At 62.9% G+C, this 26,791-nt stretch carries 24 protein-coding genes and 1 riboswitch; of the genes, 9 read left to right on the top strand and 15 right to left on the bottom strand.

The window, feature by feature from the left end; all coding sequences use genetic code 11:
- Positions 1-33: 33 nt before the first annotated feature.
- The 3 genes from mmsA (at position 34) to araD1 (ending at position 4,043) form a co-directional block, all read left to right on the top strand.
- Positions 34-1,566, top strand: a complete 1,533-nt coding sequence (gene mmsA / locus BPNPMPFG_RS27305; protein WP_258591695.1) for a multiple monosaccharide ABC transporter ATP-binding protein — start codon at positions 34-36, stop codon at positions 1,564-1,566.
- Positions 1,563-2,849: a multiple monosaccharide ABC transporter permease gene (gene mmsB, locus BPNPMPFG_RS27300; protein WP_258591694.1), complete on the top strand. Its 1,287-nt coding sequence runs from the start codon at positions 1,563-1,565 to the stop codon at positions 2,847-2,849. Before mmsA ends, mmsB begins: the two co-directional genes overlap by 4 nt.
- A 201-nt stretch (positions 2,850-3,050) precedes the next feature.
- Positions 3,051-4,043, top strand: coding sequence for an AraD1 family protein (gene araD1 / locus BPNPMPFG_RS27295; protein WP_258591693.1), 993 nt, complete (start codon positions 3,051-3,053; stop codon positions 4,041-4,043).
- Between the two features lie 268 nt (positions 4,044-4,311).
- Here the strand turns inward: araD1 and BPNPMPFG_RS27290 are convergent, their stop codons facing one another.
- Both BPNPMPFG_RS27290 and BPNPMPFG_RS27285 read right to left on the bottom strand, forming a co-directional pair.
- Entirely contained in the window at positions 4,312-5,085 is a 774-nt protein-coding gene (locus BPNPMPFG_RS27290) for an ABC transporter substrate-binding protein (RefSeq protein WP_258591692.1), read from the bottom strand.
- A gap of 100 nt (positions 5,086-5,185) precedes the next feature.
- Complete coding sequence (locus BPNPMPFG_RS27285) at positions 5,186-6,280, bottom strand: 2'-deoxycytidine 5'-triphosphate deaminase (RefSeq protein WP_258591691.1); 1,095 nt, start codon at positions 6,278-6,280, stop codon at positions 5,186-5,188.
- A gap of 139 nt (positions 6,281-6,419) precedes the next feature.
- A riboswitch (SAM riboswitch) is annotated at positions 6,420-6,497 on the top strand.
- Positions 6,498-6,554: 57 nt separating this feature from the next.
- On the opposite strand from BPNPMPFG_RS27285, the gene BPNPMPFG_RS27280 reads away from it, so the two are divergent.
- The gene (locus tag BPNPMPFG_RS27280) at positions 6,555-7,742 is read left to right on the top strand and encodes an O-succinylhomoserine sulfhydrylase (RefSeq protein WP_258591690.1); all 1,188 of its coding nucleotides are present in this window, start codon (positions 6,555-6,557) and stop codon (positions 7,740-7,742) included.
- A gap of 14 nt (positions 7,743-7,756) precedes the next feature.
- On the opposite strand, the gene BPNPMPFG_RS27275 is transcribed toward BPNPMPFG_RS27280, so the two are convergent.
- Positions 7,757-8,908: a ceramide glucosyltransferase gene (locus tag BPNPMPFG_RS27275; RefSeq protein WP_258591689.1), complete on the bottom strand. Its 1,152-nt coding sequence runs from the start codon at positions 8,906-8,908 to the stop codon at positions 7,757-7,759.
- Between the two features lie 226 nt (positions 8,909-9,134).
- Here BPNPMPFG_RS27275 and apaG point away from each other — a divergent pair, with 226 nt between their 5' ends.
- Positions 9,135-9,527, top strand: a complete 393-nt coding sequence (gene apaG / locus BPNPMPFG_RS27270) for a Co2+/Mg2+ efflux facilitator ApaG/CorD (protein ID WP_258591688.1) — start codon at positions 9,135-9,137, stop codon at positions 9,525-9,527.
- Between the two features lie 318 nt (positions 9,528-9,845).
- On the opposite strand, the gene BPNPMPFG_RS27265 is transcribed toward apaG, so the two are convergent.
- From BPNPMPFG_RS27265 to BPNPMPFG_RS27255, 3 genes are all read right to left on the bottom strand, one after another.
- Complete coding sequence (locus BPNPMPFG_RS27265; protein ID WP_258591687.1) at positions 9,846-10,880, bottom strand: Hsp33 family molecular chaperone; 1,035 nt, start codon at positions 10,878-10,880, stop codon at positions 9,846-9,848.
- A 78-nt stretch (positions 10,881-10,958) separates the two neighbouring features.
- Positions 10,959-11,870, bottom strand: a complete 912-nt coding sequence (argF, locus tag BPNPMPFG_RS27260; RefSeq protein WP_258591686.1) for an ornithine carbamoyltransferase — start codon at positions 11,868-11,870, stop codon at positions 10,959-10,961.
- Between the two features lie 15 nt (positions 11,871-11,885).
- Positions 11,886-13,085 (bottom strand): aspartate aminotransferase family protein, encoded by a 1,200-nt coding sequence (locus BPNPMPFG_RS27255; RefSeq protein WP_258591685.1) that lies wholly within the window; start codon positions 13,083-13,085, stop codon positions 11,886-11,888.
- A gap of 358 nt (positions 13,086-13,443) precedes the next feature.
- On the opposite strand from BPNPMPFG_RS27255, the gene BPNPMPFG_RS27250 reads away from it, so the two are divergent.
- Entirely contained in the window at positions 13,444-13,962 is a 519-nt protein-coding gene (locus BPNPMPFG_RS27250) for a GcrA family cell cycle regulator (protein WP_258591684.1), read from the top strand.
- A 107-nt stretch (positions 13,963-14,069) separates the two neighbouring features.
- Here BPNPMPFG_RS27250 and phoU read toward each other — a convergent pair whose 3' ends face one another.
- Both phoU and BPNPMPFG_RS27240 read right to left on the bottom strand, forming a co-directional pair.
- Positions 14,070-14,795, bottom strand: a complete 726-nt coding sequence (gene phoU, locus BPNPMPFG_RS27245; protein ID WP_258591683.1) for a phosphate signaling complex protein PhoU — start codon at positions 14,793-14,795, stop codon at positions 14,070-14,072.
- Between the two features lie 111 nt (positions 14,796-14,906).
- Positions 14,907-16,169, bottom strand: coding sequence for an ATP-binding protein (locus BPNPMPFG_RS27240; RefSeq protein ID WP_258591682.1), 1,263 nt, complete (start codon positions 16,167-16,169; stop codon positions 14,907-14,909).
- Positions 16,170-16,385: 216 nt separating this feature from the next.
- On the opposite strand from BPNPMPFG_RS27240, the gene ppk2 reads away from it, so the two are divergent.
- Positions 16,386-17,294: a polyphosphate kinase 2 gene (gene ppk2, locus BPNPMPFG_RS27235; protein ID WP_258591681.1), complete on the top strand. Its 909-nt coding sequence runs from the start codon at positions 16,386-16,388 to the stop codon at positions 17,292-17,294.
- 68 nt (positions 17,295-17,362) lie between these two features.
- Here the strand turns inward: ppk2 and BPNPMPFG_RS27230 are convergent, their stop codons facing one another.
- The 3 genes from BPNPMPFG_RS27230 to BPNPMPFG_RS27220 all read right to left on the bottom strand — a co-directional run bounded on the left by BPNPMPFG_RS27230 (position 17,363) and on the right by BPNPMPFG_RS27220 (position 19,594).
- Complete coding sequence (locus BPNPMPFG_RS27230; RefSeq protein ID WP_258591680.1) at positions 17,363-18,130, bottom strand: enoyl-CoA hydratase-related protein; 768 nt, start codon at positions 18,128-18,130, stop codon at positions 17,363-17,365.
- A complete protein-coding gene (locus BPNPMPFG_RS27225; RefSeq protein WP_258591679.1) occupies positions 18,127-18,765 on the bottom strand; it encodes an acyl-homoserine-lactone synthase in 639 nt (212 codons plus the stop codon). Before BPNPMPFG_RS27225 ends, BPNPMPFG_RS27230 begins: the two co-directional genes overlap by 4 nt.
- A gap of 97 nt (positions 18,766-18,862) precedes the next feature.
- Positions 18,863-19,594, bottom strand: a complete 732-nt coding sequence (locus tag BPNPMPFG_RS27220; RefSeq protein WP_258591678.1) for a helix-turn-helix transcriptional regulator — start codon at positions 19,592-19,594, stop codon at positions 18,863-18,865.
- A 260-nt stretch (positions 19,595-19,854) separates the two neighbouring features.
- On the opposite strand from BPNPMPFG_RS27220, the gene BPNPMPFG_RS27215 reads away from it, so the two are divergent.
- On the top strand, positions 19,855-20,706 hold the full coding sequence (locus tag BPNPMPFG_RS27215; RefSeq protein ID WP_258591677.1) for an ABC transporter substrate-binding protein: 852 nt from the start codon (positions 19,855-19,857) through the stop codon (positions 20,704-20,706).
- 71 nt (positions 20,707-20,777) lie between these two features.
- Here the strand turns inward: BPNPMPFG_RS27215 and BPNPMPFG_RS27210 are convergent, their stop codons facing one another.
- Entirely contained in the window at positions 20,778-21,191 is a 414-nt protein-coding gene (locus BPNPMPFG_RS27210; RefSeq protein WP_258591676.1) for a tellurite resistance TerB family protein, read from the bottom strand.
- A 191-nt stretch (positions 21,192-21,382) separates the two neighbouring features.
- Here BPNPMPFG_RS27210 and BPNPMPFG_RS27205 point away from each other — a divergent pair, with 191 nt between their 5' ends.
- On the top strand, positions 21,383-23,029 hold the full coding sequence (locus BPNPMPFG_RS27205) for a lysine--tRNA ligase (RefSeq protein ID WP_258591675.1): 1,647 nt from the start codon (positions 21,383-21,385) through the stop codon (positions 23,027-23,029).
- On the opposite strand, the gene BPNPMPFG_RS27200 is transcribed toward BPNPMPFG_RS27205, so the two are convergent.
- The 3 genes from BPNPMPFG_RS27200 to BPNPMPFG_RS27190 all read right to left on the bottom strand — a co-directional run bounded on the left by BPNPMPFG_RS27200 (position 22,995) and on the right by BPNPMPFG_RS27190 (position 26,785).
- Positions 22,995-23,822, bottom strand: coding sequence for a thermonuclease family protein (locus BPNPMPFG_RS27200; RefSeq protein WP_413776808.1), 828 nt, complete (start codon positions 23,820-23,822; stop codon positions 22,995-22,997). The two genes, BPNPMPFG_RS27205 and BPNPMPFG_RS27200, sit on opposite strands and share 35 nt — an antisense overlap.
- Before the next feature lie 9 nt (positions 23,823-23,831).
- A complete protein-coding gene (locus BPNPMPFG_RS27195; protein WP_258591673.1) occupies positions 23,832-24,482 on the bottom strand; it encodes a S24 family peptidase in 651 nt (216 codons plus the stop codon).
- 83 nt (positions 24,483-24,565) lie between these two features.
- On the bottom strand, positions 24,566-26,785 hold the full coding sequence (locus BPNPMPFG_RS27190; RefSeq protein ID WP_258591672.1) for a 3-hydroxyacyl-CoA dehydrogenase NAD-binding domain-containing protein: 2,220 nt from the start codon (positions 26,783-26,785) through the stop codon (positions 24,566-24,568).
- Positions 26,786-26,791 lie beyond the last annotated feature (6 nt).

The raw sequence follows: 26,791 nt of genomic DNA, 5'->3' as shown, positions 1-26,791 counted from the left end.
TGTTTGCCGACCTCTCAGGGAGCGGTAGTCCCCATGGCCTCGACGATTTTGGAGATGCGCGACATCACCAAGACGTTCCCCGGCGTGAAGGCGCTGTCGAACGTCAATCTCAGCGTCGAGGAAGGCGAGATCCATGCCGTGGTCGGCGAGAACGGCGCCGGCAAGTCGACGCTGATGAAGGTGCTGTCGGGCGTCTATCCCTCCGGCACCTATGACGGCCAGATCATCTTTAACGGCGAGGAATGCCAGTTCAGGGGCATCCACGACAGCGAGCACAAGGGCATCGTCATCATCCACCAGGAACTTGCGCTGGTGCCGATGCTGTCGATCGCCGAAAACATTTTCCTCGGCAACGAGCACGCCAGATATGGCGTCATCGACTGGAATGCCAACGAGGCGCGCACCAGCGCCCTGTTGAAGAAGGTTGGCCTCAAGGAGGACCCCAAGACGCTGATCACCAATATCGGCGTCGGCAAGCAACAGCTGGTCGAGATCGCCAAGGCGCTGAGCAAGGAAGTCAAGCTGCTGATCCTCGACGAGCCGACGGCATCGCTCAGCGAGAAGGACAGCCAGGCGCTGCTCGACCTTCTGCTCGAATTCAAGCGGCAAGGCATGACCTCCATCCTGATCTCGCACAAGCTCAACGAGGTGAACCGGGTCGCCGACAAGGTCACCGTCATCCGCGACGGGCGCACTATCGAGACGCTGGCCAAGAAGGACATCTCGGAAGACCGCATCATCACCTCGATGGTCGGCCGCTCGCTTGACGACCGCTATCCGCCGCGCGAGCCTAACATCGGCGAGGTCGTGTTCGAAGTGAAGAACTGGTCGGTCTATCATCCGATCCATGCCGAGCGGCAGGTGATCAAGGGTATCGACCTCAACGTGCGCAAGGGCGAGGTCGTTGGCATTGCCGGGCTGATGGGCGCCGGCCGCACCGAATTCGCAATGAGCCTGTTCGGCCGATCCTATGGCCGTCGCATCACCGGCGAGGTGCTGCTCAAGGGCAAGCAGGTCGATGTTTCGTCGGTAAGCAAGGCGGTCGAGCACGGAATCGCCTACGTCACCGAGGACCGCAAGACCTACGGTCTCAACCTCATCGACCATATCAAGCACAACATCACGCTGGCCAATCTCGGCGGCGTGTCGCGCCACAGCGTGATCGACGACATGCGCGAGCTCGCCGTTGCCAACGACTATCGCAAGAAGACCAATATCCGCGCTTCGAGCGTCTATCAGATGACCGGCAATCTTTCCGGCGGCAACCAGCAGAAGGTGGTGCTGTCGAAATGGCTGTTCGCCGACCCGGAAGTGCTGATCCTCGACGAGCCGACGCGCGGCATCGATGTCGGCGCCAAGTACGAAATCTACACGATCATCGCCCGCCTCGCCGCCGAGGGTAAGGCGATCGTCGTCATCTCGTCGGAAATGCCAGAACTGCTCGGAATCACCGACCGCATCTACGTCATGAACGAAGGGCGCATTGTGGGAGAAATGCCCGCGGCGGACGCTAGCCAGGAAAAAATAATGCGCGCCATCGTTCGGGGAGAAGGAAAAGCAGCATGAGCACCGAAAGCGCACCCGCCCCGCAGGGCACCGTCGTCGAAGAACAGCGCCCACGCATCGCTGTCTCGGCGCTGACAACGAATTTGCGCGAATACGGCCTGATTATCGCGCTGATCGTCATCATGCTGTTCTTCCAGTTCACCACGTCCGGAACGCTATTCAAGCCGGTCAACCTCAGCAACCTGGTGCAGCAGAATTCCTTCATCATCGTGATGGCGCTGGGCATGCTGCTGGTGATCGTGTCCGGCTATATCGACCTCAGCGTCGGATCGGTCGCCGGTTTCATCGGCGCGCTGGCGGCAAACATGATGGTCATCTGGCAGCTCGGACCGCTCAGCAATCCGCTGGTGGTTTCAATCATTTGCCTGATCGTGGGCGGCCTGATCGGCGCGGCGCAGGGCTACTGGATCGCCTATCACCGAATACCGAGCTTCATCGTGACGCTGGCCGGAATGTTGATCTTCCGCGGCATCTGCCAGGCACTGCTGGGCGGCGGATCCTCGGTGGGACCGCTTCCGGACGGCTTCAAGGCGTTGAGTTCCGGCTTCATCCCGGATGTCATCGGCCCGCTGACACTGATCCCGCCGACGGTGAACGCGGCCGGAAAGACCATTATGGGCAGCGGCCTGACGCTGCACATGACGACGGTCGTGCTGGGCCTGATCGCCGTGCTGGCCTATGCCTATTTCGGGCTGAGGACGCGACGCAAACGCGAACGGCATGGTTATGAGGCCGAGCCCTTCACCCTGTTTGTCATCAAGACGCTGGTCGCCAGCGCGCTGGCGCTGTTCCTGGTCTATGAGTTCGCCAGCTACAGGGGCCTGCCGGTGGTGCTGCTCGTGATGGGCGTGCTGATCTCGCTGTTCGTCTTCGTCACCAAGCGCATGACCATCGGCCGCCGCATCTACGCGATGGGCGGCAATCCCAAGGCGGCGCAACTGTCGGGCATCAACACCGAGCGGCTGACCCTGATGGTGTTCGTCAATATGGGTGTTCTCTCGGCGCTTGGCGGCCTGATCATCGCGGCGCGGCTTGGCCAGGCGGTGCCGGCGGCGGGTCTGGGCAGCGAGCTCGACGTGATCGCGGCCGTATTCATCGGCGGCGCCTCGGCGATGGGCGGCGTCGGCCAGGTCATCGGCGCGGTGGTCGGCGGCTTTATCATGGGCGTCATGAACAACGGCATGTCGATCATGGGCGTCAATGTCGACTGGCAGCAGGTGGTCAAGGGCCTGGTGCTGCTCGGCGCCGTGATCTTCGACGTCTACAACAAGAACAAGGCTTGAACAGGCTTTAGGCGAGGCAAGCAGGAGGCATACGATCGCGGCGCCGCCGGCAACCCGCCGGCGTCAAGAAGTCCCTCGGGACCGGGCTCGCGAGCGCAATCCGGACGAAGAGTTCAACCCGTGGCGCGGACCAGGTCCGGGCCGCGCCAGCCAAGGTTTGCCCAAAGCAGCCAGGCCAAGGCAAATGAGAGAGGGTACATCATGCTGATCTCCCAGATCCTCGACGACGCCGAGACCATCCGCGTCGTTGCCCGCAATGGCGGCAAGACCCGGGTCATCAATGGCGCCCGCAGCGTCTATTCGCTGGCGATGGAGGCCGCCCGCACCGGCGTCGGCCTCGTTGCGCTGATCGAACGCAAGGGGCTTGGCGAAACGGTCGATCTGGACGCCGCCTACAAGAAGGGGCGACTGCTGTCGCCGATCAATCATCCCGATCCGGCGCACCTGCATCTGACCGGCACCGGTCTGACCCATCTCGGTTCGGCCGCGACGCGCGATTCCATGCACAAGAAGCTCAGCGCCGACGGCGAGGAACAGCTGACCGATTCCATGAAGATGTTCCGCATGGGCCTGGAAGGCGGCAAGCCGGCGAAAGGCCAGATCGGCGTGCAGCCGGAATGGTTCTACAAGGGCAACGGCACGATGGCGGTGGCGCCAGGTGCCGCATTGCTGTCACCGGCCTTCGCCAAGGATGCCGGCGAAGAGCCCGAGGTCGCGGGCATCTATGTCATCGGCGACGACGGCGCCCCATTCCGCGTCGGCTTTACCTTGTCGAACGAGTTTTCCGACCACGTCACCGAGCGCGTGAATTATCTGTTCCTCGCCCACTCCAAGCTGCGCAACGCCTCGTTCGGACCGGAGATCCTGATCGGCGACCTGCCTGCCGACATCAGGGGCACCTCGCGCATCTATCGCGACAACGAGGTGCTGTGGGAAAAGCCGTTCCTGTCGGGCGAAGCGAACATGTCGCACACCATTGCCAATCTCGAACACCACCACTTCAAATATGCAGCCTTCCGCCAGCCGGGCGACGTGCATGTGCACATGTTCGGCACCGCGACGCTGTCCTTCGCCGACGGCGTCAAGACCGAGGCCGGCGATGTGTTCGAGATCGGGGCCAAGGATTTCGGCCTGCCGCTGCGCAATCCGCTTGAGATCGAGCAGCCGGTGAAGGTGGCGGTGAAGGCGCTTTGACAGCGTGATCTCCCCCTCGTGGGCAGGGCCATCGCTTATTGGGAAGCCGAGGTTTTCGCCCTACGAATACCCCCACCCCTAACCCTCCCCACAAGGGAGAGGGAGATTCTCGTAGACACTGATCTCGGTAAACCACCCAAGTTCGACGCCGAGTATGATGGATAGAGGCGCGCGGCAGCATTCCCTCCCCCTTGTGGGGAGGGTTAGGGTGGGGGTCCTTCTTCGCAAGAATTCAGATGCCATTCCCCTGAGATCGGCAGCTCGAACCTCAATAAATATCGAAGTCGAAATACTTGGCCTGGATCTTCTTGTAGGTGCCGTCGGCAACGATGGCGTCGATAGCGGCGTTGAGCTTGTCGCGCAGTGCGGTGTCTTCCAGGCGCACGGCGATGCCGGCTTGCGTCTCGGTGCCCTTGACGTCGCCGACCAGCTTGCAGCAGCCGTCGCTTGCCTTCTTCAACCAGTCCATCAGCACGAACTTGTCCGAGATCACAGCGTCAAGCCGGCCATTCGTCAGGTCGGTGATCGCTTCTTCCTGTGTCGGATAGAGTTTTGCCTCCGCACCCGCCTTGCCATAGGCATTCTGCGCATAATCGGCCTGCGTGGTCGAAGCCTGGGCGCCGACCGTCTTGCCGGCAAGCGCCGCCGGTTCGGTCGAGGTGAGAGTGCTATCCTTCGGCGCCACCAGCGCCAGCGGCGTCGTGTAGTATTTGTTGGTGAAGGAGACCTGCTTCTTGCGCTCCTCGGTGATGCTCATCGAGGCGATGATGGCATCGAATTTCTTGGCCTGCAGCGCGGGAATGATGCCGTCCCAGTCCTGGGTGACGATTTCGCACTCGACCTTCATCTGCGCGCACAGCGCATTGGCGATGTCGATGTCGAAGCCGACGACCTTGCCGTCCGCGGTGATGGTGTTGAACGGCGGATAGGCGCCCTCGGTGCCGATTTTCAGTTTCTCCGCCGCCTGCGCCGAGAAAGAGCCGGCCGCGATCGCCAGCATGGCAGCGCCTGCCGCCGATAGGATCCATTTCGAGATCTGCATTTTTCTTGATTCCCCTTGAACGCTGTCAGTTGACGACCAGCAAGGCAGCCAAGCATGGCGAGCCAGCGCAGGCAAGTATATTGCCTGGCGGGAATGGGGTTCAGCGCGCGGGGCGGAAATGCTTGGACAGCTTCAGGCCCTGCGCCTGGTAGTTGGAACCGAGGTCGGTGCCGTAGAGCGCCTGCGGCCGCTTCAGCATATGTTCGTAGACCAGCCGGCCGACGATCTGGCCATGGTCGAGGATGAATGGCACTTCATGGCTGCGCACTTCGAGTACCGCCCGGCTGCCGGTGCCGCCGGACGCCGAGTGGCCGAAGCCCGGATCGAAGAAGCCGGCATAATGGACGCGGAATTCGCCGACCAGCGGATCGAAGGGCGTCATCTCGGCGGCGTAGAGCGGCGGCACATGCACCGCCTCCTGGCTGACGAGAATGTAGAACTCGTCGGGATCGAGCACCAGTTCGCCGGCACCGCTCTTGTGGATCGGCTCCCAGAAGTCGACGACCTCCTGTGCCGCGCGTTTGTCGACATCGACGAGACCGGTGTGATGCTTGCCGCGATAGCCGACAAGCCCATTTTTATCGCCGTTGAGATCGATCGACAGGGCGATGCCGCCACCTGAAATGTTCGGCGGCTCGGTAGCGACCAGCATCTCAGCGCGATGCAATTCGTGCAGTTCAGCTTCCGACAGCAGCGCATTGCCGGTGCGGAAGCGTATCTGCGACAGGCGCGAACCGGTGCGCGCGACGATCGGGAAGGTGCGCGGGCTGACTTCCAGGTAGAGCGGGCCGTGATAGCCGGCGGCGATCTTGTCGAACTCGTGGCCGCGGTCGGTCATCACGCGGGTGAAGATGTCGAGCCGCCCGGTCGAGCTCTTCGGATTGGCCGAGGCCGAAATGTCCGCCGGCAATGCCAGGCTTTCGAGCAAGGGCACGATGTAGACGCAGCCGGTTTCCAGCACGGCTCCGTCGGCAAGACTGATCTCATGCAGCTTCAGCCGGTCGAGTTTTTCGCTGACCTTGTGGTTAGGGCCCGGCAGGAACGAGGCTCGCACCCGCCACGCCTTGTCGCCGAGCCTGAGATCAAGGCTCGCCGGCTGGATCTGGTCGGCATCGAGCGCGCGCGGCGACTTCAGCGCGCCCGACTGGAAGAGCGCCGAAATGTCCTGATCGGGAAGAATGCCTGTCTGCCGCAAGGCCTCCGCTCCTACGCCAGGCGATTGTCTTGTCGCAGGGTCTTGCCGCAAAACCGTGGAACACTTTTGCGGAACCTGCTTGGTACAAACCTCTTAATGAAGCCGGCAATTGACGCAAGCGTGGCGCGGGTCTAAAGGGTCGTTATCCCGTGGTGATTTGGCCGGTCGGCTTGCAGCCACGTTAAACAAGTCGCTAAAGGACCGTCGGGCCGCAAGGCCGTATGGACCGGTTGCGACTTTCGCGGCCGGTTTTTTTGTGTCTGGAACAAAAGCGATGAGCACCAAGAAGCGTAACTGGAAGCCTCAAACAGCACTCGTCCATAGCGGAACCCTGCGTTCCGGTTTCGGCGAAACATCCGAGGCGATCTACCTCACCCAGGGTTATGTCTACGAAACCGCGCAGGCCGCCGAAGCCCGCTTCAAGGGCGAAGAACCGGGCTTCATCTATTCGCGCTACGCCAACCCCACCGTCGACATGTTCGAAAAGCGCATGTGCGCGCTCGAAGGCGCGGAAGACGCGCGCGCCACGGCGTCCGGCATGGCGGCGGTGACGGCCGCGCTCTTGTGCAGCGCCAAGGCCGGCGACCATATCGTGGCGGCACGCGCGCTGTTCGGCTCCTGCCGGTGGGTGGTCGAGACGCTGGCGCCGAGATACGGCATCGAGGCGACGCTGGTCGACGGCACCGACATCGCCAATTGGGAAAAGGCGGTCAAGCCGAACACCAAGCTGTTCTTCCTGGAAAGCCCGACCAATCCGACGCTGGAGGTGGTCGACATCGCCGCGGTCGCCTCGCTTGCCAATTCGATCGGCGCGCGGCTGATCGTCGACAATGTCTTTGCCACGCCGCTGCAGCAGAAGCCCTTGCTGCTTGGTGCGCATATCGTCGTCTATTCGGCGACCAAGCACATTGACGGCCAGGGGCGCTGTCTCGGCGGCGTTGTCTTGTCGGACAAGAAGTGGATCGACGAGAACCTGCACGACTATTTCCGCCACACCGGCCCCAGCCTGTCGCCGTTCAATGCCTGGACGCTGCTGAAGGGCCTGGAGACGTTGCCGCTGCGCGTGCGCCAGCAGACGGAAAGCGCTGGCAAGATCGCGGATTTCCTGGCCGAGCGGCCGGAAATCGCCCGCGTCATCTATCCCGGCCGCGCCGACCACCCGCAGGCTGATATCGTCAAGAAGCAGATGTCGGGCGGCTCGACGCTGATCTGCATGGACGTCAAGGGCGGCAAGCAGGCGGCCTTCGCCCTGCAGAACGCGCTCGACATCGTGCTGATTTCCAACAATCTCGGCGATGCCAAGAGCCTGATCACCCATCCGGCGACGACGACGCACAAGAACCTCAGCGACGAGGCGCGTGCCGAACTCGGTATCGGGCCGGGCACGCTCAGACTGTCTGTCGGCCTGGAGGATACGGACGATCTTCTGGAAGACATCGAACAGGCGCTGAAGGCCAAATAAGAGGCCTTTGGCTTTCAGGCACCGGACGGCGTCTCTTCCAGCTCGGCCGCCTTGGTGCCAATGGTCATCGCGTTGCCGCGCCAGTCGACGGCGCCGCCGAGCCAGCCCCGCGCCCACATCGCCGGCAGGATCATGTCGCGCACCATTGTCGCCGCGACCATGCGCGGCGACAGGTACCAGCCCTTGGACCAGGCCAGTGCGCACTCCGGAAGGTAGAAAGCCGCCAGCACGGCAATGGCGGTTGCCCAGAGGCTGACGCTGGCGCTTGCCGCCGCAACCAGCGCAAGCGCAAGCGGCACCACCGCGCCAGTCAGGATTTCGGGTGCGAAAAACAGCGGGAAGGTGACGCGGCGCAGGCGCGCCCAACGGGCCTGGCGCGACCAGATCTCGTCAAATTTGCGCCGGCCGAGCGGCTGCTCGAAGGGCGAGGCGACGAGATTGACGCGCAGGCCGAGGCTATTGACCAGCTTGGTCGCGGCGGCGTCCTCGGCGATCTCGGCGGCAAGCGCACGGATGCCGCCGCTGGCGTCGAGCATCGGCTTCTTCCAGAGCATGCTCTTGCCTTGGGCAAAGCCAAGGCCGAGCGCCTCGCCGGCATATTGCCAGCGCGCCTGCAGCGTGTTGAGAAAGGCGCATTCGACTTCGGCCCAGAAGCCGGCCGGCCGCGAGCCGATCGGCGTCGAGCAGACAAGGCCGGTGTTTGGCCGCCATGCCGCCATCAGGTGCTGGACGTAGTCTCTCGGCATCAGCACGTTGGAATCGGCCAGGATGACCCAGTTGTGCCGCGCGGCTTCCCAGCCCTTGACGCAATTGTTGAGCTTCGGATTGGCGCTGATGCGGTCATCGCCGAACAGCAGCCGAGCCGGTACCATGGGAAAACGGACGATGGCGGCGCGGATCAGCCTGACCACCGGATCGTCGGCATGGGCGACGCAGAAGATCAGTTCGTAACGCGGCCAGTCGAGCGAGAAGGCACGCTCGAGCGTCTCCTGCGTGAACGGCTCGACGCCGCGTGACGGCACGACGATCGACACCGGCGGCGACTTGCCGGCCGGCGACGCGATGGTGTGGCGGCGCTTCAGGCGCGAAGCGGCGAGCAGGATGCTGGCGAGATTGGAGAGGATGAGAGCAGTTGAAAGCGTGGCGGCTATGAGAGTGAGTTCCATCGAGATCCGGTCACTCCAGAAAAACCGGCCGCATGACGACCGATTTCAACAGTTCGACAGAGCGCCCGAGTCGCGCGGCACTGATCGGTGCACACCATCATTGTCCTGTGTCACTTAAATGACATTCTTTGCCGGCACCTGCCTTTGAGGCCGCAATGACAGGACGCGCACCGTTGACCAGCCAGCGTGGAGCGCCGAAAGTTACCGGATTGTTTTGGAGCCGCTTATGTACCGCGCCGTCACGCGCAACATCGAAGTGCAGGTCAGGCCGTTCTACCTGGAGGATCGCTCGGATCCGGCCGAGAACCGCTATGTCTGGGGCTACCACATCACCATCGACAACCAGTCGGACGAGTTCGTGCAGTTGTTGTCGCGCTATTGGCACATAACCGACGGCACCGGCCGAGTCGAGGAGGTGCGCGGCCCGGGCGTCGTCGGCGACCAGCCCGAGCTCAATCCCGGCGACAGCTATCAATACACGTCGGGCTGTCCGCTCTCGACACCGTCCGGCATCATGGTCGGGCGCTACACGATGCGCAACAAGCGGGGCGAGACCTTTGACATCGCCATCCCCGCCTTCTCGCTCGATCTGCCGGGCACGCGGCGCACGGTGAATTAAAACCCGCATGCGGTCGCCGAAAGTTGGCGCTGCCCTCATTCGCCTGCCGGTACCTTCTCCCCGCGAACGGCAGGGCTATCGCATATGGGAAGCTGAGGCCTCGCTCTATGAAGTACCCCCACCCCTAACCCTCCCCACAAGGGGGAGGGAGACTTCCGTTGGCGATGACCTCGGCAAATTACCTGCGTTTCGAGGCCAAAGAGGAAGTAAAAGCACGCGGTAGCGTTCCCTCCCCCTTGTGGGGAGGGTTAGGGTGGGGGTCCTTCTTCGCAAGAATCCATATGCGATTGCCCCGCCCGCAAGGGCAGAAGGATTATCTCACTGAGCTGCCGCAAATTCCGCCGGATCGAAGTCGTATTGTTTCGAGCAGAATTCGCAGGCGACATGGATGCCGCCATCCTCGGTGCTGTCCTTGATCTCCTGCGCCGAAAAACCCTCGAGGATGCCGCGGATCTTGTCTCTTGAGCATGAGCACTGGTCAGCGACGGGAACGCCGCCGAAGACGCGCACGCCATGCTCGTGGAACAGCCTGTAGAGCAGCCGCTCGGCGCCGATCGTCGGATCGATCAGTTCGGTCGGCTCGATGGTGCCGAGCAATGCCAGCAGCTCCTGCCAGGAATTGTCAGCCGGATCGTGGATCTCCTCGCGCGGATCGCCGTCACCGCCCGGCAGGTCCGGGACGCGCATGCGCTCGGGCGACTGCGGCAGGAACTGCGCCAGGATGCCGCCGGCGCGCCACTGCTCGCGGGCGCCGCCGGGGCCGGGCGTCAACAGCTTGGCCACCGAGAGCCTGAGATCGGTCGGAATCTGCTCCGACTGACGGAAATAGGTGCGTGCCGCGTCTTCCAGCGTTTCGCCATCGAGCTGGACGATGCCCTGATAGCGCTGCGTGTGAGCGCCCTGGTCGATGGTCAGCGCCAGCACGCCACTGCCGAGCAGCGTCTGCTGAGAGGTTTCGCCGGCAGCGACCAGCGCCTCCAGCCGGTCCGCGTCGAAGCGCGCATAGGCGCGCAGCGCCGAAGGCGTGGTAAAATCCGCCACCAGCATGTCGACCGGCCCGTCGGTGCGGGTCTGCAGGATGAACTTGCCCTCGAACTTCAGCGACGTGCCAAGCAGCACCGTCAGCACACAGGCTTCCGCCAGCAGGCGGGCGACCGGCTCGGGATAGTCGTGGCGGGTGAGGATGGCGTCGAGCATCGGCCCGAGCTGAACGGTGCGGCCGCGCACATCGAGCGGGCCAACCTCGAAGGGCACGACGTGATCGTCGCCAGCGTAGCCGAATTCGCCGAGTTTGGGGTGATGTTCAGTCACTTGATAGGTTTCCAACATGACAAAGCTCCGGGGCGCGGCCATGCCGCCCTCCGGGGCGCATGCGTCGAAACGCGCTTGATTTGCGTGATGCGGCGCAAATAGGCATCACACTCCCTCAGATCAAGCGCCGAGACACCAGGCGAGCACGGCCTTCTGGGCATGGAGCCGATTCTCGGCCTCGTCGAAGACCACCGAATGCGGTCCGTCGATGACCTCGTCGGTCACCTCTTCGCCGCGATGCGCCGGCAGGCAGTGCATGAACAGGGCATCCGGCTTGGCCTTCGCCATCAGCTTGGCGTTGACCTGATAGGGCGAGAACACGTTGTGGCCGCGGGCGCGATGCTCCTGGCCCATCGACACCCAGCAATCGGTGACGACGCAATCGGCCTGGTCCACGGCTTCCTCGGGCGAGCGGGTGAAGTGCAGCTTGCCGCCATGCGCCTGCGACCAGTCGATATGCGTCCGTGCCGGTTCGCTGCCTTCGGGAACGGCGACGTTGAGGTTGAAGCGGAACCGCGCCGAGGCTTCGAGCAAGGAGTGCAGCACATTGTTGCCGTCGCCGGTCCAGGCAATGGTCTTGCCGGCGACCGGGCCGCGATGCTCCTCGAAGGTCATGATGTCGGCCATCAGCTGGCAGGGATGGGTGTCGTCGGTCAGCCCGTTGATCACCGGAACGGTGGCATTCTCGGTCAGTTCGAGCAGACGTTCGTGCGAGGTGGTGCGGATCATGATCGCATCGACATAGCGCGACAGCACCTTGGCGGTGTCGGCGATGGTCTCGGAGCGGCCAAGCTGCATCTCCGTGCCGGTCAGCATGATGGTCTCGCCGCCGAGCTGGCGCATGCCGACGTCGAAGGACACGCGCGTACGCGTCGACGGCTTGTCGAAGATCATCGCCAGCACCTTGCCTTCGAGCGGCTTGGTCCGTTCGCCGGCCTTGAGGCGAGCCTTTCGCACCACCGCGTCGTCCAGCATGAAGCGCAGATCGCCTTCGGAAACGGCGGAAAGATCGGTGAAATGACGAGGGCTCATCAGGATCTTTCGAATTTACTTCGCTGCGGCGGAGGCGATCGCCTCCACAAGGCCCTTGGCGCCGGCGCGGATGCGGTTGAGCGCTTCGTGGATCTCGGCGTCGGTGACGGTGAGCGGCGGCAGCAGGCGAATGACGTTGTCGCCGGCCGGAACCGCCAGCAGGTGCTGGTCGCGCAATGCCATGTTCACCTTGGTGTTGGGCATGGCGCATTTGAGGCCGAGCATCAGCCCGGTGCCCCTGATGTCCTCGATGACCTCGGGAAACTCATCGGCAACCGCCGCCAGTCCCTGCTTCATCAGCAGTGCCTTGCGCTGGACATCTTCCAGGAAACCGTCTTCCAGCACGACGTCGAGCACAGCGTTGCCGACCGCCATGGCCAGCGGATTGCCGCCGAACGTGGTGCCATGCACGCCGGCTGTCATGCCGACTGCTGCTTCGTCGGTGGCAAGGCAGGCGCCCATCGGGAAGCCGCCGCCAATGCCCTTGGCGATCGCCATGATGTCAGGCGTGACACCGGACCATTCATGCGCGAAGAGCTTGCCGGTACGGCCGATGCCGCACTGGACCTCGTCGAAGATCAAGAGCAGGCCGTGCTGCTCGCACAACTGCCGGAGCCGCTTCAGCGATTGCGTCGGCACCGGACGGATGCCGCCCTCGCCCTGTACCGGTTCGATCAGGATCGCCGCCGTCTCCGGCGTGATCGCCTTTTCGGCAGCGTCGATGTCGTCGAAGCCGACCTGGTCGAAGCCTTCGACCTTGGGTCCGAAGCCTTCGAGATATTTGTATTGGCCGCCGGCAGCGATGGTCGCCAGCGTGCGGCCATGGAAGGCGCCTTCAAAGGTGATGATGCGGAAACGTTCGGGGTGTCCCTTGACGAATTGGTAGCGCCGCGCCGTCTTGATCGCGCATTCCAGCGCCTCGGCGCCGGAATTGGTGAAGAACACCTTGTCGGCGAAGGTGGCATCCACCAGCCGCTCGCCGAGCCGGCTCTGCGCCGGAATCTCATAGAGATTGGAGACATGCCACAGCTTGGCGGCCTGCTCGGTGAGTGCCGCGACCAGATGCGGGTGGCTATGGCCCAGCGAATTGACGGCGATGCCGCCGGCGAAATCGAGATATCGCTCGCCCTTGTCGGTAACCAGCCAGGTGCCTTCCCCGTGATCGAAGGCCAGGGGTGCGCGAGCAAAGGTCTCGTAAAGCGCCGAACCGCTCATTATATGCGTCTCCGGTACCGGAAAATCAAAAAAGCCGCCAAAGCGGCGGCCTTTGCGGCTTATCGTGTTTTTCGGCCATGAAGTCAACGAAAACGTCGCGTAGTGGCGCGCGGCAAGCCCCCTGACGAGACGCCGGCTCATAAGCGACCGGGCAAGTTGGGGAAAACCGAAAAAACCGATTCGTGTTGCACTTGGGACTCTTGTCACCGAGTCAGCGCATAAGGTAGTTGTAGTCGAGAAATAACTAGATTTCGTGCGGCGGACCTAATCACCAGATATATGTGGTGTCTGCCCCGGCAAATGTTGCCGGGTCGGGAATGGATTCCGATTGCCGCACGCTTAGCAGGAGCGCGGTCTCATGAACTGGACTGACGAGCGGGTAGAACTTCTCAAGAAACTGTGGTCGGAGGGTCTGAGCGCAAGCCAGATTGCTGCGCAGCTTGGAGGGGTCAGCCGCAATGCGGTCATCGGCAAGGTGCACCGGCTGAAACTGTCGGGCCGCGGTCGTTCGACCGCCACGCCGGCACGCCAGAAGAAGGCGGCGCAAGGATCGACCGTTCAGAAATCGGTATCGCGCGCCGCAACCGCTGCGCGCCATGTCACGACATCGATCGGCGCGACGGCGTTGCAGACGCAGTTCGACACCGAACCGGTGGCGCGCCACTACATCCGCCCGGTCGAGAATGTCGTGCTGCCGATCTCGCGGCACCTGCAGCTCGTCGAGCTGACCGAACGGACCTGCAAATGGCCGAACGGCGATCCGCTTTCAGAGGACTTCCATTTCTGCGGCAACGAGGCCGCCGAGACCGGTCCCTACTGCAAGTACCACGCCCGCCTGGCTTTCCAGCCGGCATCGGAGCGGCGGCGGAGCAGGTAAGGGAATAGGGGGTAAGGCAGTAGGGCAGTATGTTTTGAACCGCGCTCGCGAGGCGTTTTCTTAACCTACTGCCCTACTGCCCTACTGCCCTACTGCCCTACTGCCGTTCAATCAACCGGCGGCGTCGCGGAAACGCTGATCTTGTCGGTCTTGTCGCCCTTCGGGCGCTCGGCCGGCATCTGCTCACCGGTGACGATGTAGTAGATGGTCTCGGCAATGTTGGTGGCGTGATCGCCGATGCGCTCGATGTTCTTGGCGCAGAACAGCAGATGGGTGCAAGGCGTGATGTTGCGCGGATCTTCCATCATGTAGGTCAGCAATTCGCGAAACAGCGATGTGTACATGGCGTCGATCTGGTCGTCGCGGTCGCGCACGAAGCCGATATTGTCGACCGAGCGCGATGCGTAGACGTCGAGCACTTCCTTGAGCTGGGTCAGCGCCAAATTGGCCAGGGCCTCGATGCCGCGGAACAGGCTGGTCGGCTGGCGTCCGTCGATGACGGCGACCACTCGCTTGGCAACGTTCTTGCCAAGGTCGCCGACCCGTTCGAGGTCGGCGGAAATGCGGATGGCGCCGACGATCTCGCGCAGGTCCGTCGCCATCGGCTGACGCTTGGCGATGATGATGATCGCCTTGTCGTCGATCTCGCGCTGCCCCTCGTCCAGCACCGCGTCATCACGAATGACCTTCTGGGCCAGCCCCGGATCGGCATTGACGAGGGCCGCGACTGCCTGCTCGACCATGCGCTCGGCGTGGCCACCCATCGCCGCGATGCGCTTCGACAGATATTTCAACTCCTCATCATAGGCGCTCATAATATGCACGGACTGCATGGACGAATGCCTTCCCACGTGTGTTTTGACTTTGAGTCGTTTCCTCGAATCCCCGCTGATACGCTAGCCGGATGACAGAAAAAAGAAACGGTCCCGTGGAAAACTAGGGCGTTATCCGTGCGTCGGCAAATGAACCGAGAAGGCAGCGCCCTTGCCGACCTCGGACTTGATCGAGAGCCGGGCGTTGTGACGCGTCAGGATATGCTTGACGATCGACAGACCAAGGCCGGTGCCCTTCTGGGTGCGGCTGGTTTCGACATCGACGCGATAGAAGCGCTCGGTGATGCGCGGAATGTGTTCCTCGGGAATGCCGGGTCCAAAATCCCTGATGGTCACGTCGATGCCCGGCTCCGAGCCGGCACCGCTGCGCGCGATCGACACCACGACACGGCCGCCCGACTGCCCGTATTTGCAGGCGTTTTCCAAGAGGTTTTCAAAAACCTGGAAAAGCTCGTCGCGATCGCCGGCCACATCAAGCGGCCCGTCGGCGTAATCGCGCTCGATGGCAACGCTGTTTTCCCTGGCCAACGGTCCAAGCGAATCGATGACGCTGTCGACCGTCTCGCGCAGGTCGACCTCGGTGCCCGGCTTCAGATAGGGCTTCATCTCGAGCCGCGACAGCGACAACAAATCGTCGATCAGACGCGCCATGCGACCGGTCTGGCTCTGCATGATCTGCAGGAACTGATCGCGCGCCGCCGGGTCGTTGCGGGCCGGTCCGCGCAGCGTTTCGATGAAGCCGGCGATGGACGCAAGCGGCGTGCGCAGTTCGTGACTGGCATTGGCGATGAAGTCGGCGCGCATGCGGTCGATCCTGCGCGCTTCGCTCTGGTCCTTGAACACCAGCACATAGAGATCGGTGCCGTGGCCGACCGAGGACGCGCTGACCCGGTAAGCCCGTTCGACCGGGAGCTTTTCCGTGTAATCGACGACATTCGAGGCGACATTGCCCGACAGCACGCCGTCCAGCAGAGCCTGCATTTCCGGCGCCCGGAATTTCAGCGACAACGACAGACCAGGCGCAATCCCGCCGAAAGCGGCGAAGGCGGCGGCATTGGCATGGACGATGCTGGCGGCCCGGTCGAAGATGATCAGCGGATCGGCAACGGCCGCCGCAAGATATTCGCCGGAGAGCCGCTGCAAACCGATTGCCTCCATCGCCGCGGCACCCTGGGCCGATTGGCGCGTGCCGGCGACCGGCAGCATTGCCGCGGCGAGCAGCAAGAGCAGCGCCGGCACCAGCACGTAGGCGGAAGCACTGGCAAAGGCGATCAGAATGGCGACGACACCGGCCGCGAGCAGCCAACGGCTGCCCCACAGCCGGACAGCCAGGGTTTGCGCCATCGCCTTCTCATCCGCGCCCGGCTCAGCCATACGCGCCCCCGCATTCTTGCGCTTCGCCGGTCGGGCTACTGGTAACTTCGCGCTGGACCGGCCCAGCGCATGATCCCAAAAATCGGGAATCGATTTTTGGAAAGGATCATGCGCAAAATCAAAGTGCTACAGCGTCCTTTGCGCGTCCAAACGGACGCGCGACGCTGTCGTGGCTCCCAATAGCATGAGTCCGGAAGCAGGAAAGGGTTCGTCTCGATGAAAAAAGCCAAGGAAACTCCCGCCGCGCCGACTTCGGGTCCGCTGAAGATCAGCATCGACGGCAAGGAGCGGGAGTTCGACATCGAGAATCCGACGTTGCCGGACTGGGTCGAGGCCAACAAGCTGACCGCCGGCGGCTATCCCTACGACAAGAAGATGAAGAGCGACGAGTATGACCAGACGCTCGAGAAATTACAGATCGAGCTGGTCAAGGCGCAGGCATGGCTGCAGTCGACCGGCAAGCGGGTGATGGCGCTGTTCGAGGGCCGCGACGCCGCCGGCAAGGGCGGCACCATCTTCGTGCTGCGCCAATATCTGAACCCTCGTACCGCGCGCAACGTTGCATTGACCAAGCCGACCCCGACCGAGCAGGGGCAGTGGTACTTCCAGCGCTATGTCGACCATTTCCCGACATCGGGCGAATTCGTCACCTTCGACCGCTCCTGGTACAATCGTGCCGGCGTCGAGCCGGTGATGGGTTTCTGCACGCCGCAACAGCATGAGCAGTTTCTAGACGAGACGCCGCATTTCGAACGGATGATCGCCAACGAAGGCATCCACTTCTTCAAGTTCTGGCTGAACATCGGCCAGGAAACGCAGCTCGAGCGCTTCCACGACCGCCGCTACAGCCCGCTGAAGAGCTGGAAGTTTTCGCCGATCGACGTCGCCGGCATCACCAAGTGGGACGACTACACCAAAGTCCGCGACACCATGTTCGAGCGCACCCACAAGGAATTCGCGCCGTGGGTCATCGTGCGGGCCAATGACAAGCGGCGCGCACGGCTGGCGGTCATGCGGCGCATCCTGTTGTCGCTGCCCTATGACGGCCGCGATCTCGACATCGTCGGCAAGGAAGACAAGAAGATCATCGGCGAAGGGCCGTCGTTTCTGGGAAAACAGGACTGACGCTTTTGCGCCGCGCAGCCAGCAGGCCGCGCGGCGCTCTGTTCATCGAGGCCTATCGGCGGGACCTCTTAAGCCGCCAGCCGGGCGATGCGCTGCAGGCGCCGCAGCGTGGTGTCGTCCTGCAGCGCCTGCTGGAAGAGCGAAATCTCCTGATCGATGCGCTCGCACAGTTCGGCGGTGTTGCCCTTGAGCAGACCGCGCGTCTGCAGCAAGGCGGCGACCGGCTTCTTCACAAGCTGTCTCGCCCGGCCGAGGGCCGCTTCCTCGACGCTGCCGCCCGGCACGATCTCGGCGACCAGGCCAAGCTGCCTGGCGTCTTCGGCGCGAAGCGTGTCACCGAGACAGAAGAAGCGGAACGCACCGGCATAGCCGAGCTTCTGCGGCGCCAGGATGCTGGTCGCCGCATCCGGCACCAGGCCGAAATCGACGAACGGCACCCGGAACGTGCTTTCATCCGACGCGATCACCATGTCGCAATGGAACAGGATGGTGCAGCCGACGCCGACGGCATCGCCATCGACGCAGGCAAGGATGGGTTTCGGGAACGTCGCCAGCGTGCGGAACAGGTCGGTGACGGCGGCGATCAGTTTTTGGTGCTTGGTGGCGTCGAGGAATTCGGAAAAATCGCCGCCGAGACAGAAGCAGCCTGCCAGCCCGCGCAGCACGACGACGCGCACCTCCTCATTGTCGGCGGCTTCGTGGAAGGTCTTCGCCAGGCTTTCATAAGCTCTTCTGTCCAGCACCGGCCGGCCGTCACTCGACGATACGGTGACGATCAGCGTGTGGTTGCGTAGCTCAGGTTGCGGGTGTGCGCCCGTGACTGTCTCCGATCTCATGACGCGCGCCTTTGCCCGAGCATATCGGGATATCCCCTGGCAAGCACAGGGGCAAAATGATTGCGGCGCGAACGCACCACATCAAGCGTATGCTCGTTGAAGGTAAGCAGTGTTGCGACGACCTGCTGGTTGCCATAAGTGCGCTGATAGCCCAGCGGGGTCGCCAGGAAATGCAGCTGCAATGCGCGCAGCACCCACATCGGCTCGAACTCGATGATCATCTGGTTGACGTTGCGCTTCAGCCCCCACTCGACGAAGCCGGCGATCAGTTCGGTGCCGACAGTCGACACACCGCGACGACCATCGCGGTACCCGGGAGCGACTGCATAGCGGGTCAATTCGTAGATGCTCGGTCCGGACGGCGGCGTTCCCTCGAAGAGATCGGTCAGCACCTCGGTCAGAAGATGTCCTCGCGTCGTCGGCAAAAGCCTCTGGTAGCCTGCGACTTCATCGCCTCTGATGACGATCTGATGGACGGCTTCGTCATGATCGAACTGGTCGCATTCGAGCCCGTCGGGGCGCCTGAGATCATCCCATCCCATCTCCTCGACGAATATCCTGTAGCGCAGGCGATGGACGGCCTCCCAAAGGTCGGGACGTTCCATCAATTCTTGGGTTGTAAGAGAATAAAGCATTCCGTCATCTCCTGGTTTCAGAGGAAGATACGGCCGTGCTTCGATGAGAAAATTGCGTGATCGCGTAGGCTGGAATTGCTAGGCCGGCACGGCCGACCTAACTAATGTAGCCGCGCCTTATCGCTTCCGCGACGGCCTGAACCCGGTTGACGGCGCCAAGTTTGCTTTTGGCGTTAAGAAGATGTTTCTCCGACGTGTGTTCGGAGATGCCGAGGATTTGCGAAATCTCCCATTCAGACTTGCCGACGGCGGCCCATTGCAGGCATTCGCGTTCGCGCGGCGTCAGCACGATATGATCGATGGTCTTGCTGGCCATCGTGTGGAGCTGCATGGCGCGGCCGACCGCATAGGTCGACACCAGCGACACCAGGCCGAACTCGGCCGCCGACAATTCGACTGCCTCGCCGCCCAGCGACACCATGACGATCTCGCCGTCGAGCGTGATCAGCGGGAAGGCCAGTCCGTCGCGCAACTTGAACGCACCGGCATCGCCCATCACTTCGCCGCTGCTTTTGTCGATGCGGGCGCCCTGCGAGGCTTCGCTCCACTGGAATGGCGCCTGCAGCTGTTTCATATGGCTGACGACCGGGTCATGATCGACATAGTTGCGCGCCACGTAGCGCTCCAGCCATTCAACAGGCCAATCGCAGAGAAGCACATGCTGCTTTTGCTGGCCGGTCGGCGTGCCGGGCCGCGGCACGGTTCCCGCCATCAGCGCGGTGAGGCCGAAATCCGAGGTGACCCCAAGCAACTTTTCGCAGACTGCCGCCGCCGTTCCGGCGTGCTGCAGCTGATCTATGAATTCCAACGTGCGATCGAACTGACCCATCGCAACATCAACCCCATGTTGCCTTATCCATTGAGATCGACAGTCCGTGCCTGATTGGCACTTGGCTACCGACCACGGATTGCAAAGCGCTCGTTTCCGGTTGTGGTTCTCGACCTTGGTCCCCCCACCAAGGCGGCCACTGCTATTTGCAAGCCGCCTAAAGCATATCCCGAAATCTGCCTGTTGAAATCAAAAAGCATTGTACCTGTGTCATTTTCGTACCAAAACCGATCCGAGCACGACTGCGGTGGAGTTTTATCTTGGCGTTCCAATGGAGGTCTTTCGCGCTTGCGTCGATGCTGATCGGAGCGCTGTCGATCGCCGGTGGCGCACGCGCCGCCGAGCCGCAGGTTCCGGTGCTGTGGGATGCCAAGGAGCGGCTGCCGAAGCCGGACCTTTCGGCGCTGCCCCGGCTGCGCTTCCTGACGACGACAGATTTCCCGCCCTTCAATTTCCTTGACGGTGCTGGAAAACTGTCCGGTTTCCACATCGATCTGGCGCGCGCCATCTGCGCCGAGCTCGGCATTGTCGACAAATGCCAGATCCAGGCCCTGCCCTGGGCGGAGCTGGAGGGAGCGCTGCAGAAGGGCGAAGGCGAGGCGATCATCGCCGGCATCGCCGCAACGCCGGAATCGCGCGCGACCTATGCCTTCTCGCGCTCCTACCTGCAGTTTCCGGCCCGCTTCGTCATGCCGAAGAGCAAGGCGCTGACCGAACCGGTCTTCGACAAATTGCGCGGCAAGCGTGTCGGGGTGATATCAGGCTCGGCGCATGAGCGCATGCTGCGCGACTATTTCAACACCGTTCAGGTCGTCCCCTTCGACAGGCCGGAAGATCTCTACAACGATCTCAAGGCCAGCAAGCTCGACGCCGCCTTCGGCGACGGCATGCGACTGGCCTTCTGGCTGGAGGGCTCGGATGCAGCGGGCTGCTGCCGCTTTGCCGGCGGTCCCTATCTGGCGCCTGAATATCTGGGTTCGGGCATGGCCATCGCCACCAGGGCGGACAATCCGGCGCTGGCCGCCGCGCTCGACTACGCGCTGCAGGAGATTTCAATGAAAGGCACGTTCGCCGAATTCTATCTGCGCTATTTCCCGGTCAGCTTTTTCTGATCCGGTCCCGGTCAGTTTTTTCTGATCCGGTCCCGGTCAGTTTTTTCTGATCCAGATGCAACACTTGGCCATCAGGTGAGCGTGCGCAGCCGCGCCTTGGCGGCGCGGCCGATGGCGGCGACCGTCAGCTTGTCGAGATCGAGCTGACGGCGGATGAGCTGCAGCACCCGCACTTCTTCCATGCGCATTTCGAGATCGACGGCGGCCACCTCGAAGGCGGCGGCATAGGCGGTGTCGCGCAAACGCTCCGGCAGGACATCGGCAATTTGCGCAAGAACGCCTTCCAGCCCGTCCGCTTCATGCAGCATCTTCTGACAGGCCTGGGCAACGCCAACCAGCCGGCCGTGGTTGAAATCCTCGAACACTGGCCAGGAGCGGACGACGTCGCCGATCCGTGCCAGCTCGACATCGGTCATGTCGCGATCGGAGGCCGAAGTGATGACCATCAGGTAGATCAGCGCTTCATGCGGCGTCGGCAACGGCATTCTCTACTCCTTGAACGGGCTCCGAAGGTAGGAACGCGGCATCCGGGCCGCAAGGAAAAAGCGCCGCACGCGTTGACGCTCCGGCCACGCACGCCTAGAGACCGGTTGAAAAATCCTTGGCGTTGGCCCGCCTTCGAATGATTGGGCCGGCGAATGACTTGGAAACAGTGACTGATTTGGAAAACAGTGACATGGCGGGATCAAACATCATCGATCTCAATCCCGAGCTGCTGGCGGCGGCGAACGAGAGCAAGGCGTGGCCGTTCGAGGAAGCCAAAAAGATCATCGAGCGTTACAAGGGCGCCGAATTTCCCGAAACCATCCTGTTCGAGACCGGCTACGGACCGTCCGGCCTGCCGCATATCGGCACGTTCGGCGAGGTGGCGCGCACATCGATGGTGCGGCACGCCTTCCGCGTGCTGACGCAGGACAAGGTTGCGACCAAGCTGCTGTGCTTTTCCGACGACATGGACGGCATGCGCAAGATACCCGACAACGTGCCGGATCGCGCCGCGCTCGAGCCGCATCTGCACAAGCCGCTGTCGTCGGTTCCCAATCCGTTCGGCGACGACTATGCGAGCTTTGCCGATCACAACAACGCGATGCTTTGCCGCTTTCTGGATACGTTCGGCTTCGACTACGAGTTCGCCAGCGCGACGCAATACTACAGATCGGGCCGCTTCGACGCGATGCTGCTGCGCGCCGCCGAACGCTATGACAAGATCATGGCGGTGATGCTGCCGACGCTCGGACCCGAGCGGCAGGCGACCTACAGCCCGTTCCTGCCGATTTCGCCGAAGAGCGGCCGCGTGCTTTACGTTCCCATGAAGCATGTCGACGCCAAGGCCGGCACCATCACCTTCGACGACGAAGGCACCGAGACCACGCTTTCGATCACCGGCGGCAGGGTGAAGCTGCAATGGAAGCCGGATTTCGGCATGCGCTGGGCAGCGCTCGGCGTCGATTTCGAAATGTTCGGCAAGGACCATCAGACCAATGCGATCGTCTATGACCGCATCTGCAACATTCTGGGTGGGCGCGCGCCGGAGCATTTCGTCTATGAACTGTTCCTGGACGAAAACGGCCAGAAGATCTCGAAGTCGAAGGGCAACGGACTGACCATCGACGAGTGGCTGACCTATGCGCCGACCGAGAGCCTCGGGCTCTATATGTACCAGCGGCCCCGTCAGGCCAAGAAACTCTATTTCGACGTCATCCCGAGGGCCGTGGACGAGTATTACACCTTCCTTGCCGCGTATCCCCGGCAGGATTGGAAGGAGCGGCTGGGCAACCCGGTCTGGCATATGCATGACGGCAACCCGCCGGCCATCGACATGCCGGTGCCGTTCTCGCTGCTGCTCAACCTGGTCAGCGCTTCCAACGCGCAGAACAAGGACGTGCTGTGGGGCTTCATCTCGCGCCATACGCAGGACGTGACACCGAAGACGCATCCCGAGCTCGACCAGCTGGTCGGCCATGCGATCCGCTATTTCGACGATTTCGTGAAGCCGACGAAAACGTTCCGCCCGGCCGACGAGGTCGAGCGCGAGGCGCTGCAAGCGCTCGACAAGGCGCTTGGCGATCTGCCGGCGGGCGCCAATGGCGAAGCGATCCAGAACGCTTCGCTCAACGTCGCGCGCAAGATCGAACGCTATCAGGATCATTCCAAACAGAGCCCGGAGGGCGGCCCCGGCGTATCGGGCGCCTTCTTCCAGATGATCTACCAGGTGCTGATCGGCCAGGAGCGCGGCCCGCGCTTCGGCTCGTTCGCCGCGCTCTACGGCATTGCCGAGACGCGCGCGCTCATTGAGCGGGCGTTGGCTGGTCAGTTGGCTTGAGAACGCCGTCGACCTCTTCCAGGATCGAACTCGGCGCCTGAGGCGCCGGGCTCGGTGCGGCCGGCATCGCCGGCATGCCGGACAGGTTCGGCGCCGATCCGAAAATGCCTTTCTTCGCGGTGCGCGCCTTGTCGCCGGCTTCGACATAGGGACCGCCCTTTGTGGCACGCGCCCAACCGTTTTCGACCAGCCATTGACCGACATCCTGCTTGCCGATCCGGCATTCGGCGGAGATCAGATCGCGGCCACCGTCGGGTGGCACGGTGCAGACCACCGCGCGGCCGCGCAGGAAGGCACGGAACGCGGTGCGCGCCCGGACGCCGCACGGCCAGGACTTGCCGTCATCGCTACAGGTCTCGTCCTGCCTGACGATGTCGACGCCGGAAACCGCGACCGAATAGCCCTTCGCGTCGATCAGGCCGGCGGCCGGCGCAACCGGCTGGAACAGTTTTGTGCCGTTCCAGTCGTCAGGCATTTTCGGCTTGGGCGGCACGGCCAGCGCCAGCTTGCTCAGAGGCGCGCGCGGCTCGACACGTTCAAGTTCCCCGGTGGGCAATTCCGGCGGCGCGACAAGCTCGGGATCGATGGCCCTGGAGTGCGCCTCCGGCTTTGCAGGCTGCGGAGCTGATATGGCGGAGGTCGGCGGTTCTTCGGGCACCGTATCGGCGCCCGGATCAACCTGATCCACGGTGATCGCGCTTTCACTTCCCTTCAGCGTGCGTCCACCAGCGACGACGATGGCCGCCATCACCGGGACCATCAGAACCGCCAGGGCAAGATGAGGGAGCCGCACCGGCCGGCCCTACTGGCTTGCCCAGACAATCCGCGCCACCCATTCGACATCGCGCATGGGAATGTCACGGTCGGGATGATCGGGATTGAGCGAGACAAGCGCAACCGACTTGACGGTCAGGCGGTCGAGCACCTTGGCCATCACCTCGCCGGCGGTTGTCTTGACGACGACGCGGTCACCCTTGCGGGTAGCGGCTCCCGGCTCGACGATGAGGACATCACCATTGCGGTAGAGCGGCAGCATGGAATCCCCTTGCACCTGCAGCGCATAGGAGCTTTCGGTCGATTGCGCCGGCAGTTCGACCAGATCCCAGCCCTGCCCGGCCGGAAAGCCGGCATCGTCGAAGAAGCCGCCGGCGCCGGCCTGGGCAAAGCCGAGCAACGGCACCGAGCGCCTGCGGGCGACCGAGGCGGCGTGGCCGGACCCGGCCCGGCCTTCGATCAGCCCGGTGAATTCGTCGAGCGAAGCGCCCGTCGCCTCGATGATCTTGGCGAGCGATTCGGTCGAGGGCCAGCGCGGCCGGCCATCCGACGACAGCCGTTTCGATTTGTTGAAGGCGGTCGAATCGAGCCCCGCGCGCTTGGCCAGACCCGAGGCCGACAGCGAATAGCGCTCGGCAAGAGCATCGATGGCAGCCCAGACGCGATCATGCGAGAGCACTTCTTGCTCTCCTTCAAAACAGGAAAAAATACCTTCCCCGTTCTAACCCCGGGCCACCATCTTGTCCACAGTCCAAGGCCGGCTCACGCCGCCTTCTTCGCCTCGCTCTTGGCGTAGGGATCGAAGCGCTGGTAGAAGGTCTCGCCCTTCTCGGCCATGTCGAGCAGAAGCTTGGGCGCCTTGAACTCGGTGCCGTACTTCTTCTGCAGGCCCTTGGCGATCTTGACGAATGCCTTGGCGCCGATGCCGTCGATATAGGACAGCGCGCCGCCGGTGTAGGGCGCGAAGCCGAAGGCCAGGATCGAGCCGACATCGGCCTCGCGCGGGTCGGTAACGATGCCCTCTTCCATCACCCGGGCCGCTTCCAGCGCAATGGTCACCAGCAGCCGCTGCTGCAGCTCTTCATAATCGACCTTCTCGGGCGCGAGTTGCGGATAGAGATCTTTCAGGCCCGGCCAAAGCCTCTTCTTGGTGGGCTTGGCGGGATAGTCGTAAAAGCCCTTGCCGTTCTTGCGGCCGAAGCGGCCATGGTCGTCGACCATGGTGTTGATCAGCGCCATCTGCTTCTGGTCGACGGCGTTGTCGCCGAGATCGCGCATGGTCTGCTTCATGATCTTCTGGGCCAGGTCGATGGCCGTCTCGTCGGTGAGCGCCAGGGGGCCGACCGGCATGCCGGCGGCCTTCGCAGCATTCTCGATCATCGGCGCAGGCACGCCTTCGATCAGCATCTTGTAGGCTTCCGACATGTAGCGCAGCACGCAGCGGTTGACGTAGAAGCCGCGCGTGTCGTTGACGACGATCGGCGTTTTCTTGATGGCACGGACGAAGTCGATGGCCGTGGCCAGCGCCTTGTCGCCGGTCTTCTTGCCCAAAATGATCTCGACCAGCATCATCTTGTCGACCGGCGAGAAGAAGTGGATGCCGATGAAATTCTTCGGCCGCGCCGAATTCTTCGCCAGCGACGAGATCGGGATGGTCGAGGTGTTGGACGCGAAGATCGCCGAGGCTTTAAGCACCGCTTCCGCCTGTTCGGTGGCGTTTTTCTTGACGGCGGAATCCTCGAACACCGCTTCGACCACCAGGTCGCAGCCGGCAAGGTCGGCATAGTCGGCCGTCGGCGTGATCAGCGACAGCAATTTGTCTTTCTCCTCAGGCTTGGCGCGGCCTTTCTTCACCTGATCCGAGACCAGGCTGTCGGAATGCGTCTTGCCCTTGGCGGCCGACTCCATGTCGCGGTCGAGCAGCACCACCGGAATGCCAGCCTTGGCGGTGACATAAGCGATGCCGGCGCCCATGAAGCCGGCGCCGAGAATACCGATCTTCTTGAACTTGGTTTCCGGCACGCCGGCCGGGCGGCGCGCGCCCTTGTTCAGCTCCTGCAGCGAGACGAACAGCGAGCGGATCATCGCCGCCGCTTCCCTGGTCTGCATGATCTCGGTGAAATAGCGCTGCTCGATGCGCAGGCCGGTGTCGAACGGCACCAGCAGGCCTTCATAGACGCATTTCAGGATCGCGGCGGCCGCGGGATAATTGCCATAGGTCTCGCGACGCAGGATGGCGATGGCCGGCGGCCACAGATTGGCGCCGGCGGGCGAATAGATCGGGCCGCCGGGCAGCTTGAAGCCCTTCTCGTCCCAAGGCGCCACCGGCTTCAGGCCGTTCCTGATCATCGCCTTGGCAGTGTCGATCAGCTTGGCCGGCTCGGCGATCTCATGGATCAGGCCCATCGACTTGGCCTTTTGCGGTGACAGCGTCTGGCCGGAGGTCAGCATCTGCAGCGCCTGCTGCTGATCGGTCAGCCGCGGCACGCGCTGGGTGCCGCCGGCGCCCGGGAAGATGCCGATCTTCACTTCGGGAAGCGCCATCCTGACCTTGTCGCTATCGGCGGCGACACGGCCGTGGCAAGCGAGCGACAGTTCGAAAGCGCCGCCCATGCAGGTGCCGTTGATCGCCGACACCCACGGCTTGCCGCAAGTTTCCAGCTTGCGGAACAGGCCGGTCATGGTGCCGGCATTATCGAACAGTGCCTTGGTCGCCTTTTCCGCGTCCTTGCCTTTGTCAGTGGCGAAGGTCGTCAGCATCTTCTGCAGCAAAGTGATGTCGGCGCCCCCCGAGAAGGTGTCCTTGCCGGAGGTGATCACCGCGCCCTTGATGGCGGCATTGCCAGCCACCGTGTCGACGATGGCGTTCAGTTCCAGCATCGCCTCTTCGGTGAAGACATTCATCGAGCGGCCAGGCATGTCCCAGGTGACCAGCGCAATGCCATCGGCGTCGATGTCGAGGGTGAAATTGGTGAAGCTCATGTTTTC

The sequence above is a fragment of the Mesorhizobium sp. AR07 genome (genome assembly GCF_024746815.1).
Lineage (GTDB): Bacteria > Pseudomonadota > Alphaproteobacteria > Rhizobiales > Rhizobiaceae > Mesorhizobium.
The sequence above is the reverse complement of the archived record's forward strand: the minus strand, read 5'-3'. Positions and strand labels throughout refer to the sequence as shown.

Excerpts from the sequence above, each read along its gene's own strand:
- mmsA (WP_258591695.1), top strand. The coding sequence starts at position 34 with ATGGCCTCGACGATTTTGGAGATGCGCGACATCACCAAGACGTTCCCC.
- mmsB (WP_258591694.1), top strand. The coding sequence starts at position 1,563 with ATGAGCACCGAAAGCGCACCCGCCCCGCAGGGCACCGTCGTCGAAGAA.
- araD1 (WP_258591693.1), top strand. The coding sequence starts at position 3,051 with ATGCTGATCTCCCAGATCCTCGACGACGCCGAGACCATCCGCGTCGTT.
- BPNPMPFG_RS27290 (WP_258591692.1), bottom strand. The coding sequence starts at position 5,085 with ATGCAGATCTCGAAATGGATCCTATCGGCGGCAGGCGCTGCCATGCTG.
- BPNPMPFG_RS27280 (WP_258591690.1), top strand. The coding sequence starts at position 6,555 with ATGAGCACCAAGAAGCGTAACTGGAAGCCTCAAACAGCACTCGTCCAT.
- BPNPMPFG_RS27275 (WP_258591689.1), bottom strand. The coding sequence starts at position 8,908 with ATGGAACTCACTCTCATAGCCGCCACGCTTTCAACTGCTCTCATCCTC.
- apaG (WP_258591688.1), top strand. The coding sequence starts at position 9,135 with ATGTACCGCGCCGTCACGCGCAACATCGAAGTGCAGGTCAGGCCGTTC.
- BPNPMPFG_RS27265 (WP_258591687.1), bottom strand. The coding sequence starts at position 10,880 with ATGGCCGCGCCCCGGAGCTTTGTCATGTTGGAAACCTATCAAGTGACT.
- argF (WP_258591686.1), bottom strand. The coding sequence starts at position 11,870 with ATGAGCCCTCGTCATTTCACCGATCTTTCCGCCGTTTCCGAAGGCGAT.
- BPNPMPFG_RS27255 (WP_258591685.1), bottom strand. The coding sequence starts at position 13,085 with ATGAGCGGTTCGGCGCTTTACGAGACCTTTGCTCGCGCACCCCTGGCC.
- BPNPMPFG_RS27250 (WP_258591684.1), top strand. The coding sequence starts at position 13,444 with ATGAACTGGACTGACGAGCGGGTAGAACTTCTCAAGAAACTGTGGTCG.
- phoU (WP_258591683.1), bottom strand. The coding sequence starts at position 14,795 with ATGCAGTCCGTGCATATTATGAGCGCCTATGATGAGGAGTTGAAATAT.
- BPNPMPFG_RS27240 (WP_258591682.1), bottom strand. The coding sequence starts at position 16,169 with ATGGCTGAGCCGGGCGCGGATGAGAAGGCGATGGCGCAAACCCTGGCT.
- ppk2 (WP_258591681.1), top strand. The coding sequence starts at position 16,386 with ATGAAAAAAGCCAAGGAAACTCCCGCCGCGCCGACTTCGGGTCCGCTG.
- BPNPMPFG_RS27230 (WP_258591680.1), bottom strand. The coding sequence starts at position 18,130 with ATGAGATCGGAGACAGTCACGGGCGCACACCCGCAACCTGAGCTACGC.
- BPNPMPFG_RS27225 (WP_258591679.1), bottom strand. The coding sequence starts at position 18,765 with ATGCTTTATTCTCTTACAACCCAAGAATTGATGGAACGTCCCGACCTT.
- BPNPMPFG_RS27220 (WP_258591678.1), bottom strand. The coding sequence starts at position 19,594 with ATGGGTCAGTTCGATCGCACGTTGGAATTCATAGATCAGCTGCAGCAC.
- BPNPMPFG_RS27210 (WP_258591676.1), bottom strand. The coding sequence starts at position 21,191 with ATGCCGTTGCCGACGCCGCATGAAGCGCTGATCTACCTGATGGTCATC.
- BPNPMPFG_RS27205 (WP_258591675.1), top strand. The coding sequence starts at position 21,383 with ATGGCGGGATCAAACATCATCGATCTCAATCCCGAGCTGCTGGCGGCG.
- BPNPMPFG_RS27190 (WP_258591672.1), bottom strand. The coding sequence starts at position 26,785 with ATGAGCTTCACCAATTTCACCCTCGACATCGACGCCGATGGCATTGCG.